At 72.3% G+C, this 12,709-nt stretch carries 14 protein-coding genes; 7 read left to right on the forward strand and 7 right to left on the reverse strand.

Annotated features, from left to right (window positions below; genetic code table 11):
- Positions 1-147: 147 nt before the first annotated feature.
- The 3 genes from AB0I73_RS22610 to hisN all read right to left on the reverse strand — a co-directional run bounded on the left by AB0I73_RS22610 (position 148) and on the right by hisN (position 2,162).
- Positions 148-564 carry a Fur family transcriptional regulator gene (locus AB0I73_RS22610; protein WP_363040025.1) on the reverse strand — a complete coding sequence of 139 codons (417 nt, stop codon included), beginning with the start codon at positions 562-564 and terminating at the stop codon, positions 148-150.
- A gap of 226 nt (positions 565-790) precedes the next feature.
- A complete protein-coding gene (locus AB0I73_RS22615) occupies positions 791-1,195 on the reverse strand; it encodes a CBS domain-containing protein (protein ID WP_363040027.1) in 405 nt (134 codons plus the stop codon).
- 166 nt (positions 1,196-1,361) lie between these two features.
- Positions 1,362-2,162, reverse strand: a complete 801-nt coding sequence (hisN, locus tag AB0I73_RS22620; RefSeq protein ID WP_363040029.1) for a histidinol-phosphatase — start codon at positions 2,160-2,162, stop codon at positions 1,362-1,364.
- A gap of 238 nt (positions 2,163-2,400) precedes the next feature.
- On the opposite strand from hisN, the gene AB0I73_RS22625 reads away from it, so the two are divergent.
- Positions 2,401-3,012 carry a helix-turn-helix domain-containing protein gene (locus tag AB0I73_RS22625; RefSeq protein ID WP_363040031.1) on the forward strand — a complete coding sequence of 204 codons (612 nt, stop codon included), beginning with the start codon at positions 2,401-2,403 and terminating at the stop codon, positions 3,010-3,012.
- A 42-nt stretch (positions 3,013-3,054) separates the two neighbouring features.
- Here the strand turns inward: AB0I73_RS22625 and AB0I73_RS22630 are convergent, their stop codons facing one another.
- The 4 genes from AB0I73_RS22630 to AB0I73_RS22645 all read right to left on the reverse strand — a co-directional run bounded on the left by AB0I73_RS22630 (position 3,055) and on the right by AB0I73_RS22645 (position 6,690).
- Entirely contained in the window at positions 3,055-3,378 is a 324-nt protein-coding gene (locus tag AB0I73_RS22630; RefSeq protein ID WP_363040033.1) for a multidrug efflux SMR transporter, read from the reverse strand.
- A gap of 173 nt (positions 3,379-3,551) precedes the next feature.
- Positions 3,552-4,562: a ribosome small subunit-dependent GTPase A gene (rsgA, locus tag AB0I73_RS22635; RefSeq protein WP_363040035.1), complete on the reverse strand. Its 1,011-nt coding sequence runs from the start codon at positions 4,560-4,562 to the stop codon at positions 3,552-3,554.
- Between the two features lie 11 nt (positions 4,563-4,573).
- Positions 4,574-5,890 (reverse strand): 3-phosphoshikimate 1-carboxyvinyltransferase, encoded by a 1,317-nt coding sequence (aroA, locus tag AB0I73_RS22640; protein WP_363040037.1) that lies wholly within the window; start codon positions 5,888-5,890, stop codon positions 4,574-4,576.
- Positions 5,891-5,967: 77 nt separating this feature from the next.
- The gene (locus tag AB0I73_RS22645) at positions 5,968-6,690 is read right to left on the reverse strand and encodes a M50 family metallopeptidase (protein ID WP_363040039.1); all 723 of its coding nucleotides are present in this window, start codon (positions 6,688-6,690) and stop codon (positions 5,968-5,970) included.
- 104 nt (positions 6,691-6,794) lie between these two features.
- On the opposite strand from AB0I73_RS22645, the gene AB0I73_RS22650 reads away from it, so the two are divergent.
- From AB0I73_RS22650 to AB0I73_RS22675, 6 genes are all read left to right on the forward strand, one after another.
- The gene (locus AB0I73_RS22650; RefSeq protein WP_363040041.1) at positions 6,795-7,610 is read left to right on the forward strand and encodes an SOS response-associated peptidase; all 816 of its coding nucleotides are present in this window, start codon (positions 6,795-6,797) and stop codon (positions 7,608-7,610) included.
- Positions 7,611-7,623: 13 nt separating this feature from the next.
- The gene (locus AB0I73_RS22655) at positions 7,624-8,442 is read left to right on the forward strand and encodes an alpha/beta family hydrolase (protein ID WP_363040100.1); all 819 of its coding nucleotides are present in this window, start codon (positions 7,624-7,626) and stop codon (positions 8,440-8,442) included.
- 256 nt (positions 8,443-8,698) lie between these two features.
- A complete protein-coding gene (locus AB0I73_RS22660; RefSeq protein ID WP_202277912.1) occupies positions 8,699-9,394 on the forward strand; it encodes a sigma-70 family RNA polymerase sigma factor in 696 nt (231 codons plus the stop codon).
- Complete coding sequence (gene rsrA / locus AB0I73_RS22665) at positions 9,391-9,744, forward strand: mycothiol system anti-sigma-R factor (RefSeq protein WP_363040043.1); 354 nt, start codon at positions 9,391-9,393, stop codon at positions 9,742-9,744. The genes AB0I73_RS22660 and rsrA overlap by 4 nt, the downstream gene beginning before the upstream one ends.
- 212 nt (positions 9,745-9,956) lie before the next feature.
- Positions 9,957-11,369, forward strand: coding sequence for an HD-GYP domain-containing protein (locus AB0I73_RS22670; RefSeq protein WP_363040045.1), 1,413 nt, complete (start codon positions 9,957-9,959; stop codon positions 11,367-11,369).
- Positions 11,366-12,616, forward strand: coding sequence for an HD domain-containing protein (locus tag AB0I73_RS22675; RefSeq protein ID WP_363040047.1), 1,251 nt, complete (start codon positions 11,366-11,368; stop codon positions 12,614-12,616). Before AB0I73_RS22670 ends, AB0I73_RS22675 begins: the two co-directional genes overlap by 4 nt.
- Positions 12,617-12,709: the final 93 nt, after the last annotated feature.

The raw sequence follows: 12,709 nt of genomic DNA on the forward strand, positions 1-12,709 counted from the left end.
GGCCGGAATCCGAAAGGGTTCCGGCCCTCGGCGCATGTCCCTGCGCGGGCCCCAGAGGAGCGCGAAAGCCCCCTCAGACGTACGAAAAAGCCCCGGCGTGCTGCCGGGGCTTTTTCGTACGTCTGAGGGCGGCGCAGGCCGGGTGCCTCATGCTGCGGCGCAGTTCGGGCAGACACCCCGATACGTCATCTCGACGCTCGAGATCGTGAAGCCGAAGCGCTCGGTCTCGGGGAGGTCGGCCAGCGGGTTGCCCGTCGGGTGCACGTCCCGGATCGCGCCGCACTGCGCGCACACCAGGTGGTGGTGCGGTCGGTGGGCGTTCGGGTCGTAACGCTTGGCTCGTTTGTCCGTGGCGACTTCCACCACCTCACCGAGGGTGACCAGTTCGCCCAGGGTGTTGTAGACGGTCGCTCGGGAGATCTCCGGCAGCCGGGTGACGGCCCTGGCGTGCACCTCGTCGGCTGTCAGATGGACGTGATCGCCGTCAAGGACCTCGGCCACCACACGACGCTGTGCGGTCATCCGCCATCCACGTCCGCGCAGTCGTTCCAGAAGGTCGCTCATGGACACCAGCCTAACAGCTAGGGGGACCAGGTCCCGAACGGGTGTGACTTTGGAGCGTTGCTTGACTTAGACATTGTCCATTGTGGGACCGGCGCTGGCTTTGGCCAAGGGTAAATGCTTCGGCAAGCGGCTGGAAGCCGCGGTCCAGGCCCTGTGCGGCTGATTCCAGCGCTGGACCGCTTGCCGTTGCGACGGGCCGGACCCCCTTCCGGGTCCGGCCCGTCGGTTACGCCGGCGTGCGCTGGGTGGCCTGCTGTCGTACGGAGGCCCAGCAGCGGATGATGTCGCGCACCGAGACGATGCCGACGGGCTCGCCCCGCTCCAGGACGATCAGATGGCGGAAGCCGCCGCGCGTCATGGCGTGAGCGGCGTCCTCGAGGCTCCAGGACGGGGTGGCGAAGACGACGTCGGTCGTGGTGTGGGAGTGGGCGTGCTCGGAGTCCGGGTCCTGCCCCAGCCCTAGGGAGTCGAGGATGTCGCGTTCGGTGAGAATGCCGATGCCGGTGCCGTCGGGGTCGAGGACCACGGCCGCGCCGACGCGACGGGTGGACATCAGGGCGGCGGCCTGGCGGAGCGTGTGGGCGGGGCCGATGGTGAGGACCACCGTGCTCATGGCGTCGCGGACGAGCATGGGATGGAGCCACCTCCTACCGGAAACCGTGCCGCCGGACCTCGGGCCGGTCCGCTGGTTCACGGTTTCACAAACTCACAAGCGGGGGGACTCTCACAGTCGCAGGCAAAGCGGGCGCCAACAAGAGGGCGTGTGCGGCGAATGAGGGCGCACCCTCGGGCGCACGTCAGTAGCGCTGGTTGAGATAGCCCAGCAGCTCGTCGTGCAGCAGCCCGTTCGAGGCGGCGGCGTTGCCGCTGTGCGGTCCGGGGCGGCCGTCGAGCCCGGTGAAGCTGCCGCCGGCCTCGGTGACCACGATCGCGGTGGCCGCCATGTCCCAGAGGGACAGCTCCGGTTCCGCGCACATGTCCACCGAACCCTCGGCGACCATCATGTACGGCCAGAAGTCGCCGTACGCGCGCGTGCGCCACACCTCGCGGGTGAGGTCGAGGAAGCCGTCCAGGCGTCCCTGCTCTTCCCAGCCGCTGAGCGAGGAGTACGCGAAGGAGGCGTCGGAGAGCTTGGAGACCCCGGACACCTGGAGCCGGGAGGCCTGGGACAGGCTGCGGCCGGTGAAGGCTCCGTGCCCCTGCGCGGCCCACCAGCGGCGGCCCAGAGCGGGAGCCGAGACGAGCCCGACGACGGGCTGGAAGCCCCCCTCTCCGGCCTCCATCAGTGCGATCAGCGTGGCCCAGACCGGGACGCCGCGTACGTAGTTCTTGGTGCCGTCGATCGGATCGATCACCCAGCGTCGCGGCCCCGTGCCCTCCACCCCGTACTCCTCGCCGAGGATCGCGTCCCTCGGGCGGGCACGCTTCAGGTGGCCGCGGATGACGTCCTCCGCGCCCTTGTCCGCCTCGGTCACCGGCGTCATGTCCGGTTTGGTCTCCACCTTGAGGTCGAGGGCCTTGAACCGGTCCATCGTCGCGGCGTCGGCGGCGTCCGCGAGGACGTGGGCGAGACGCAGGTCGTCAAGGTAGTCGGGCATGCAACGAACCGTATCTGCCGAGGTGGGGCCAGGGCCACCTCGGGTTTGCGGGGCTGCGCCCACTGTGCGCCGCCGTGTACGGATCGTGCGCGGGGAGTGCGCGGGTCGCGTACCGGCCGAGCGGCCGGGACGCCCCCGCGGCACCGGAACTCCGCACCCCACGCGAACCCTTGACAGTGCCCGGCGGCGCGTCAAATCTGAAGCGCAGAGCCACTCGCCCGCCCCGAGGGAGGCGACGATGCCTGCAGCGCGGGAATCTCTGCTGGACGCCGCTTGCACGGCACTCGCGCGTCGTCCGTGGTCCGCGGTGCGGATGGTGGACGTGGCCGCGGCCGCCGGGGTGTCCCGGCAGACCCTCTACAACGAGTTCGGCAGCAAGGACGGACTCGCCAGGGCCCTGGTCCGCAGGGAGGCCGACGGCTACCTCGCCGGCGTCGACCGCGCCCTCACCGTCCACCACGACCCCCGCGGCCGGCTCACCGCGGTCGCCGAGTGGACCGCCGCCACGGCCGCCGGGAACGCCCTGGTCCGCGCCATGCTCACCGGCTGCTGGAGCGAGCGCCTGCCCTCCCCGGCCCTGGCGCCGGTCCGGTCCGGCTCCGCCGTGCCCGCCCAGCGCCGCGCCGACGGCCCCCTGCCCTCGCCCGTCGACCTCGTGGCCCTCGTCCGCGACCGCGCCGTGGCCGTCCTGGCCGGCCCCGGGGCGCCCGGGACCGACACCGCCGAGCTGGCCCGCTCCTGTGAGCTGGTGGTACGCCTGGCTCTGTCCTGTGTCGCCGCACCGCCGCCGACCGAGGGCGGCATCGCCGACCTGGTCCGCAGTGCCCTGAACCGTCAGCCGGTTCCGTAGCGTCGCGTGCGACGCATGCTCATGACGGACGGCGTTCTGCGCTCACCGCGCCGATCCCGACAGCTGCAGCCCGATCACTCCGATGATCACGAGGGAGATCGACACGACCTTCAGCGTCGACACCAGGTCGCCCAGGAACACCATCCCGTAGATCGCCGTCCCCGCCGCCCCGATTCCCGTCCACACGGCGTACGCCGGCCCGACGTCGAGTTTCTTCAGGGACAGGGTCAGCAGGCCGAAGCTGCCCAGCGCGAACGCGCAGAAGGCGACCGTCGGCCACAGCCGTGTGAAGCCGTGGGACAGCTTCAGACACACGGCGAACCCGGTCTCCAGTAACCCGGCCACCACGACCATGAGCCACGCCATGTGTCGTCCTCCCGTTGTCCCCGCCGCCGGTGACCGCTTCGCCGGATTCGACGGCTTCGGATCCGGCTCGGTGCGATTATGCACTTACCGTCCGCACGCCATGACAAACACGCGAGGGCCGACGACTCCGCGTCGTGGCTCGAGGGGATCCGGCCGCTTCCGGCCGCTCCGGCTCAGTCGCCTTCCGTGCGCTCCCGCGTCGCCAGCAGCCTCCGCAGCGAGTACAGGCGCGCCGGGTCCGCGTGCCCCTCGGCGACCCAGGCGTCCAGCGCGCAGTCCGGTTCGTCGTGACTGCACGCGCGCGGGCAGCCCTCCGTACCCGGCTCCAGATCGGGGAAGGCGTGGATGACCCGGGACGGATCGACATGGGCGAGGCCGAACGACCGCACCCCGGGGGTGTCGACCACCCATCCCTCCGCGCCCGACAGGGGCAGTGCCAGGGCGGACGTCGTCGTATGGCGCCCACGCCCCGTCACCGCGTTGACATGTCCGGTCGAACGCCGCCGCTCCTCCGGCACCAGCGCGTTCACCAGCGTCGTCTTACCGACCCCGGAGTGCCCCACGAACGCCGTGATCCGGCCCTCCAACTGCTCCCGCACCCGGTCGGCCGCCGCGCCGCTCTCCAGTTCCGCCCGGCTGGTGACGACGTACGGGATGTCGAGGTCGCCGTACAGCTCCAGCAGCTTGTCGGGCGGTGCGAGGTCCGACTTGGTCAGCACCAGCAGCGGGGTCAGCCCACCGTCGTACGCCGCGACCAGGCAGCGGTCGATCAGGCGCGGGCGGGGCTCGGGGTCGGCGAGGGCGGTGACGACGGCCAGCTGGTCGGCGTTGGCGACGACGACCCGCTCGTAGGGGTCGTCGTCGTCCGCGGTACGGCGCAGTACCGACGTCCGCTCGGCGATGCGGACGATCCGCGCGAGTGTGTCCTTCCTGCCCGAGAGGTCGCCGACGATCGCCACCCGGTCACCGACCACCGCCGCCTTGCGGCCCAGCTCCCGGGCCTTCATGGCGAGCACGGTCCGGTCCTCGACGAGGCAGGTCAGCCGGCCCCGGTCGACGGTGAGGACCAGGCCCTCCGCGGCGTCCTCGTGCTTGGGCCGGATGTGGGTGCGCGGCCGGTTGCCCTTGCGGTTCGGGCGGGAGCGGATGTCGTCCTCGTCTGTGTGCTTGCCGTAGCGGCGCATCGTCTGCGTTCCTATGCCCCGAGCATCCCGGTCCACAGGTCGGGGAAGTCCGGCAGGGTCTTCGCCGTCGTCGCCACGTTCTCGATCCGCACGCCCTCCACCGCGAGGCCGATGACCGCCCCGGCGGTCGCCATGCGGTGGTCCTCGTAGGTGTGGAAGACGCCGCCGTGCAGCGGGCGGGGGCGGATGTGCAGGCCGTCGGCGGTCTCGGTGACGTCACCGCCGAGCTCGTTGATCTCCTTGGTGAGCGCGGCCAGGCGGTCCGTCTCGTGCAGCCGGAGGTGGGCCACGCCGCGCAGGGTGGACGGCGAGTCCGCGAGGGCCGCGACGGCGGCGACACCCGGCGCCAGCTCGCCGACTTCGCCGAGGTCCACGTCGATGCCGTGGATCGACCCGGAACCGGTGAACACGAGTCCGTACTCGGTCAGCTCACAGGAACCGCCCATGTCGGTGAAGATCTCCCGCAGCCTGTCACCGCCCTGGGTGGTGCGGGCGGGCCAGTCCGGGATGACGACCCGGCCACCGGTCACCAGCGCCGCCGCGAGGAACGGCTGCGCGTTGGACAGGTCAGGCTCGATCGTCAGGTCCCGTCCGAGCAGGGCCCCCGGGGTGACCCGCCAGACGTTGGGCTCACCGCCCGACTCGGGGGTGTCCACCTGGGCGCCCACCGCGCGGAGCATGTCGACGGTCATCCGGATGTGGGGCAGGGAGGGGAGCGTCGAACCGGTGTGCCGGACCTCGACGCCCTGGTTGAAGCGCGGCGCGGACAGCAGCAGGGCACTGACGAACTGCGACGACGAGGACGCGTCCACCGACACGGTGCCGCCGTCCAGGGTGCCGCCGCCGTGCACGGTCAGCGGCAGCGCGCCGCGGCCGTCGTCGTCGATCCGGGCACCGAGGTGACGCAGCGCGTCGATGACGCCGTTCAGCGGGCGCTCGTGGGAACGGGGGTCGCCGTCGAAGCGGACGGGACCGTCGGCGAGGGCGGCGACCGGGGGGAGGAACCGCATCACCGTGCCGGCGTTCCCGACGTCGACGGTGGCCGGGCCGCGCAGGCCCGTGGGCAGCACCCGCCAGGCCTCACCGGTGCCGTCGGGGCCCACACCCTCCTCGATCTCGATGCCCATGGCCCGCAGCGCGCCCGCCATCAGCAGCGTGTCGCGGGAGCGGAGCGGACGGCGCAGCCAGCCGGGCTCGGAGGCGAGGGCGGCGAGCACGAGGGCACGGTTGGTGACCGACTTCGATCCGGGCACGTGGACCGTCGCGTCGACGGCTCCGCTTGCGTGCGGGGCGGGCCAAAGGGCGGTGTGCGCAGGGTTAGCGGTCATGCGCCCCACTTTAGTGGGGGCCCCGACCGCCGGGCGTGCCCGGGACCTCCGGGTCGGGTTCCCCGGCACCTCCGGCGTCAAAGCCCCAGCAGCCACCGTCCCCCGCCGAGCAGCGCACACAGCGACACGGCGTGGAACAGGAACAGCCACAGCCCCGCCGGTACGTGCGTCAGCCGGGACAACTGGTCCGCGTCCGAGTCCCCCGCACCCCCGCGCGCCCGCTTCGCCTGGAGTTCGAAGGCCGGACGCACCCCGCCGAGCAGCAGGAACCACACCACGGCGTACGCGAACGCCGCCTGGACCTGGGGGCCCGCCACCCAGGACACCAGGACGAAGGTGGCGCCGGTCACCAGTACCGTCAACGCCCCGTACGCATTGCGGATCATCACCAGCATCGCGATGAGTAGCAGCGTGGCCAGCCACAGCAGCAGGGTGATGCGCCCGGTGCCCAGCAGTGCCGCGCCGCCGAGTCCCAGCAGCGGGGGAGCGGTGTAGCCGGCCGCGGCGGTGAGGATCATGCCGATGCCGGTCGGCTTGCCGCGGCTGACGGTCAGGCCGCTGGTGTCCGAGTGGAGGCGTATCCCCGTGAGCGTGCGGCCGGTGAGCAGTGCCACGAGGCCGTGGCCGCCCTCGTGGGCGATGGTGATGGCGTTGCGGGAGAGCCGCCACAGCCCGTGCGGTGTGACGACGACGAGCGCGGCGGCCAGTGTGGCGATCACCACCCACAGTTCCGGGTCGGGCTGGGTGCCGGACACCTCGTCCCAGAGCGAGGCGAGCGAGACGGATGCGGTGCTGTCCATGTTCGGTGGGGGCTCCTCGGGGTCGCGGACCGGAGGGGGCGGCGCGGAACGCCTCGTTGAGGGGTGGTGGCCGGGAGACGGGTGGGCCTGGCAGTGTTGCACGTATGTGCGGACGGTATGCAGCGAGTCGCAGGCCCGAGGATCTCGTGGAGATCTTCGAAATCCAGAAGTGGGAGCCGGAGGAGACCCTGGAGCCCGACTACAACGTGGCCCCCACCAAAGAGGTCTTCGCCGTCCTGGACCGCGTGGTGAAGGACGCGGACGACCCGCGGCCGGTTCGGCAGCTGCGGAAGCTGAAATGGGGCCTCGTGCCGTCCTGGGCCAAGACGCCCGAGGGCGGGGCCCGGATGATCAACGCACGCGCGGAGACCGTGCACGAGAAGCCCTCCTACCGCCGCGCCTTCGCCACCCGCCGCTGCATCCTGCCCGCCGACGGCTACTACGAGTGGGTCACCGGCACGCAGGAGCGGGAACTGGAGGTCGAGGGCAAGAGGAAACGCCCCCGCAAGCAGCCGTACTTCGTGACGCCGGCCGACGGTTCGGTGTTCGCGATGGCCGGACTGTACGAGTTCTGGCGGGACCGGACGCTGCCGGACGACCACCCGCGGGCCTGGTGGGTGACGTGCTCCGTCATCACCACCGAGGCGGAGACCACGCCGCTCGCGGTGCCGCCGGAGGAGGGCCCGCGGGCCCTGGCCGACATCCACCCGCGGATGCCGCTGATGCTCACGCCGGACCGGTGGGACGCCTGGCTGGACCCCTCCCGGACCGACACCGAGGACCTGCGCGGGCTGCTCGCCCCGCCGCCCCCCGGTCTGATGCGCGCCTTCCCGGTCTCCACGGCGGTCAGTAACGTCCGCAACAACGGCCCGGAGCTACTGAATGAGCTGGCCGCACCGGAAGAGGGCACACTCTTCTGATGTGACGAACGTGATGAACGCGGCGAACCTGGCGGAAGTGAACAAGGAGCCTTCGGTCGAGGCCGCCGAAGCCGTCGAGGCCGGAGCCGTCGAGACCGTCGAGACCGTCGAGACGGAAGCCGGCCCCGCCCGCATCACCTGGCACCCTGCCCGGCACGCCCCACGCCTCGTCCTCGCGCTGGGTCACGGCGCCGGCGGCGGCATCGAGGCGCACGACCTGAAGGCCCTGGCCGCCGTGCTCCCCGCGCACGGAGTGACCGTGGCCCTGGTCGAGCAGCCCTGGCGGGTGGCCGGAAGGAAGGTGGCGCCCGCGCCGAAGACCCTGGACCTCGCCTGGCGGGGCATCTGGCCCGCACTGACGGAGCCGGGCCTGCCGGTGATCTCGGGCGGGCGCAGCGCCGGAGCCCGCGTCGCGTGCCGGACCGCCGGCGAACTGGGCGCCCATGCCGTACTCGCCCTCAGCTTCCCCCTGCACCCGCCGGGCAGGCCGGAGAAGTCCCGCGCCGGGGAACTGCTCGGCGCCGCGGTCCCCACCCTCGTCGTGCAGGGCGGCAACGATCCGTTCGGCAAGCCCGGGGAGTTCCCCGAGTACGGGAGGGGCCGTGCACCGGGGGCCCCCTCGGGCGTTCAGCTCCGGGGGAACGCCCGCGCGAGGGCGGTGGTGGGAGACGGGTGGGCGTACGAACTGGTCGAGGTGGCCCACGGTGACCACGGCCTCGGCGTTCCCAAGCGGGCGGACATCACGCAGGACGAGGCCCTGACGGTCGTCACCGACGCGGTCGTGCGGTGGGTCGACGCCCTCGGACGGCGGCGGCCCGACCCCCGCGGGTAAAGCTTCGGGAATGTCCCGGCCCTCCGCGCTGTTGACCCGGACGTATTCGCCGGTCACCGGCACCGACGTCGTAGGAGAGGGAGTCCGCCGCATGGGGTCGACGTATTGCCCGAGGCGCAGCAGCCGTGCCGACCTGGACTGGACGGTGCTGCACGCGGCCAGGACCGCCCCTGTTCGGGCGGCGGGCGGACCGGATCGTCGTCTATCCTCCGATTCGAGTGGGACCGCTTTGGGTCGCACGACGACTCTGGAGGAGGTGGGTCCGGTTCCCGGTACCGGCGCAGGGACCGAACACGGCCAGGCGGAGCAGCCCGAGGGCCGGGGCGGCAGGGGCGACAAGAGCGCCGAATCGCCCGCGGAGCGCAACGCGCGCTTCGAGCGGGACGCCCTCGAATTCCTCGACCAGATGTACTCGGCCGCACTGCGCATGACGCGCAACCCGGCGGACGCCGAGGACCTGGTCCAGGAGACGTACGCCAAGGCGTACGCGTCCTTCCACCAGTTCCGCGAAGGCACGAACCTCAAGGCGTGGCTGTACCGGATCCTCACCAACACCTTCATCAACTCGTACCGCAAGAAGCAGCGTGAACCGCAGCGCAGCGGCGCCGAGGAGATCGAGGACTGGCAGATCGCGCGTGCCGCGTCGCACATGTCGACCGGTCTGCGCTCGGCGGAGTCGCAGGCGCTCGACCACCTGCCCGACTCGGACGTCAAGGAAGCGCTCCAGGCGATTCCCGAGGAGTTCCGCATCGCCGTGTATCTCGCGGACGTCGAGGGCTTTGCCTACAAGGAGATCGCCGACATCATGGGCACACCCATCGGTACCGTGATGTCCCGGCTGCACCGTGGCCGCCGCCAACTGCGCGGCATGCTCGAGGACTACGCGCGCGAGCGCGGACTGGTCCCGGCGGGCGCCGGACAGTCGAACGAAGCGAAAGGCTCGGGGTCATGAGCTGCGGAGAGCCGCACGAGACGGATTGCAGCGAGATCCTCGACCATCTCTACGAGTTCCTCGACCGTGAGATGCCGGATGCCGACTGCGTGAAGTTCGAGCACCACTTCGAGGAATGCTCGCCGTGCCTCGAGAAGTACGGGCTCGAGCAAGCGGTGAAGAAGCTGGTCAAGCGGTGCTGCGGGCATGACGACGTGCCGGGCGACCTGCGGTCCAAGGTCATGGGCCGAATCGACCTGATCCGCTCCGGCCAGGCCGTTCCCGATCAGGACGTCACGGCTTCTCCGGCCCAGGCCCCCCAGGCCTCCGAGCCGTCCCAGGTTCCGCAGGCCACGCCGCAGGAGTCCTGAGACCGGCCGCCCGACCGGTCGTATGGCAGCCCGACTCCGGCCGATCTGGAAACCGTTCCCCGAAAACATCCCCCGAAAGGGGAGCGACGTCACCCGTACGTGCTAATCCGCGGACTCTGGGCCCGCAGAAGCGTCGTTCGCCCCCCTAGGCTCCAGAACCTGACAGACGGCAGGCCGTCGAGCGCGGCAGGCACGGTCGGGGGGAGGGGCTCATGGAGGCGTTACCGACGCGGGCCCGCGTGTATGTGGCCGGTGTCGCCGTGGCGGGCCTGCTCTGTCTGCTGCCGCCGCACGTCGCGCAGGCCGTGCACGGCCTGCAGATGCCGCACGTTCCCTGGCGTGAGTTCGCCTCGCTCGCCGTGCTGTACGCATGCTGTGAGTACCTCGTCCGGTCCCGGTACCTCGGTGTCCCGAATCCGGGCGGCACCTTCCATCCCGTGCTGCTGGCCGCGGCCTTCCTGCTGCCGCCGTCCGCTGCCGCGCTGGTCGCGCTGCCCGGCGCGCTGCTCACTCCGGTGGAGCAGCGGCCGTTCCTCGCGCGGCGGATCTGGCGGGCCGCTCAGCTGACGCTCGCCGTGTGGGCCGCGAGCCGGGCGCACCAGGCGGCCGGCGGCCGGAACGCGGTCGCGGCCGGTGACGTGCCGGCGGCGCTGGGCGCGGTCGGCGCCTCGGTGCTGGTGTTCTGCCTGCTCCTCACCCTGCTGGACCGCGGCATCGTGGCGCTCACGGCCGGCGTGCCGCTCTGGCGCGGGAGCCCGGCCGCCTGGTGGCGGCAGTTCCTGCGGTCGCTCGCGCCGGTCACCGTGCACGGGCTCGCCGGACTGATGATGGCCCTGCTGTGGCGCAGCCCCTACGGGCCGGTGGCCGCGCTGCTCGTACTGCTGCCGATGTGTGTCTCGTGGTGGGCGTTCGCCCAGTACCACCGGGAGCGGGCCGCCCACCAGGCGACGATCCGCGCACTCGTGCAGGCCGTCGACATCAAGGACGGGTACACGCGCGGGCACAGTGAGCGGGTCGGGCAGGCCTCCACGATGATCGCGCGTGAGCTCGGCATGGACGACGAACGGACCGAGGTGCTGCGCTTCGCGGGCATCCTGCACGATGTCGGCAAGCTCGGTGTGCCCACCCGGCTGCTCACCAAGAACGGACCGCTGACCCCCGAGGAGCGGCGGGTGATCGAGCTGCACCCCGAGTACGGGCACGAGATGGTGCGGGGGATCTCCTTCCTGGGTGAGGCCCGCGCGGCGGTGCTGCACCATCACGAGCGGCTGGACGGAAGCGGCTACCCCTACGGGCTGGCGGGCGGTCAGATCCCGGAGTCCGCACGGGTGGTGGCCGTCGCCGACGCCTTCGACGCGATGACCTCCACCCGGTCCTACAGCAGGGCCCGGCCGGTGCCCGTGGCGCTGGAGGAGCTCCAGCGGTGTGCGGGCGCCCACTTCGACCCGCGCATGGTGGAAGCGCTGGTACGGGCGATCGGCCGAGCCGGCTGGCATCCCGCGGTGACGGCCGAGGACGTCCGGCCCCCCGACCCGCCCGCCCCCGCACCGGCCCCCACCCCCGCTCCCGACGCCGCCCCCGGCTCTGCCGGACCCGTCGCCGACCAGCCCCGGGCCCGCCGATGAGCCTCCGGCTGCACACCCTCGTGCACGCATGCGCCGCCGTGCTCGCCACCGGCTGTCTCGGCGCCACCCTGTGGACCGGGATCACGGAACGGGGCATCGCCCTCGCCTTCGGGGTGCTCGTGGCCGCCGGCGAACTCACCCGGCACAACGGGCCGCACATCCGTCAGGCCGCACCGCTCGCCGCCGCCGGAGCACTGGCGTACGCGCTGCTCGGTGAGGCCGACGGGCGGTCCACCCACCACGACGCGGCCCAGATCGTCACCGTGGTCCTCGCCGGCTCCCTGCTCGGCAGCGTGCCGCACGTCGGGCGCGGCCCCGGCCCCGCCCGCGACCACCTGGCCCGCCGGACACTCACCGTCGGGTTCGTCGCCGTGTGCTTCCAGCCCCTCTACGGCCGAGGAACGTTCGACGACTGGGGCGGCTCCGCCCACGCGCTGCTGCTGCTCGCCCTGCTGTCCCTGTCCACGCTCTGCGACGCCGTGCTCGCCGCCGCACTGGCCCACTCCCGCACCGGCCGGCCCTTCCCGCCGGCGCTGCGCGACGAGCTGCGGGCCCTGCCCGGCATCGGGGCCGCCGTCGTCGCGACGGGCGCGGTGATGGCACTCGGCGTCGCGGTCGTGGGACTCTGGGCACTGCCCCTCCTGTCCGTGCCGCTGCTGCTCGCGCAGCTGTCCTACCGGCGGTACGCCGCGGTCCGGGCGACCTACCGGCAGACCATCACCTCCCTCGCGCGGGCCACCGAGATCGCCGGCTGCACCCCGGCCGGGCACGCCCGCAGGGTCGCCGAACTCAGCCAGTCGGTGGGCCGGGACCTGGGGCTGACCGAACCCGACCTGACGGTGCTGGAGTACGCCGCCCTGATGCACGACATCGGCCAGCTCAGCCTCGTCGACCCGGTGCCCGTGGGCGCCACCGCCGCCCTGCCCGTCCCGGAACAGCGGCGGATCGCCCTCCTCGGCGGCGCGGTGGTCCGCCAGACCGGCGTGGATCCGCGGGTGGCGGGGATCGTGGAGCGGCAGGCCGACCCCCACCGGGAGCAGCCGCTGGCCGCGCGGATCGTCCGGGTGGTGAACGCGTACGACGAGAAGTCCCGGGCAGGAGGGCCCGGCGGGCCGCTCACGGCACTGGAGGAACTGCGGCTGGGTGCCGCCGGGGAGTACGCGCCCCAGGTCGTCGAATCACTGGCCCGGGTGTTGTCCCGGGAACGCAGGGACCTCGGAGAACACGGAGACCGGTATGCGACCTGAGGGAATCTGAGGGAATGGGGACATCGGCACGGGGACGGCGCCGGGGTGCGAGGGCGGGTGCCGAGCGCGGCGAGAGCCGCGAACGGGACGGTC

The sequence above is a fragment of the Streptomyces sp. NPDC050388 genome, from assembly GCF_040655635.1.
Lineage (GTDB): Bacteria > Actinomycetota > Actinomycetes > Streptomycetales > Streptomycetaceae > Streptomyces.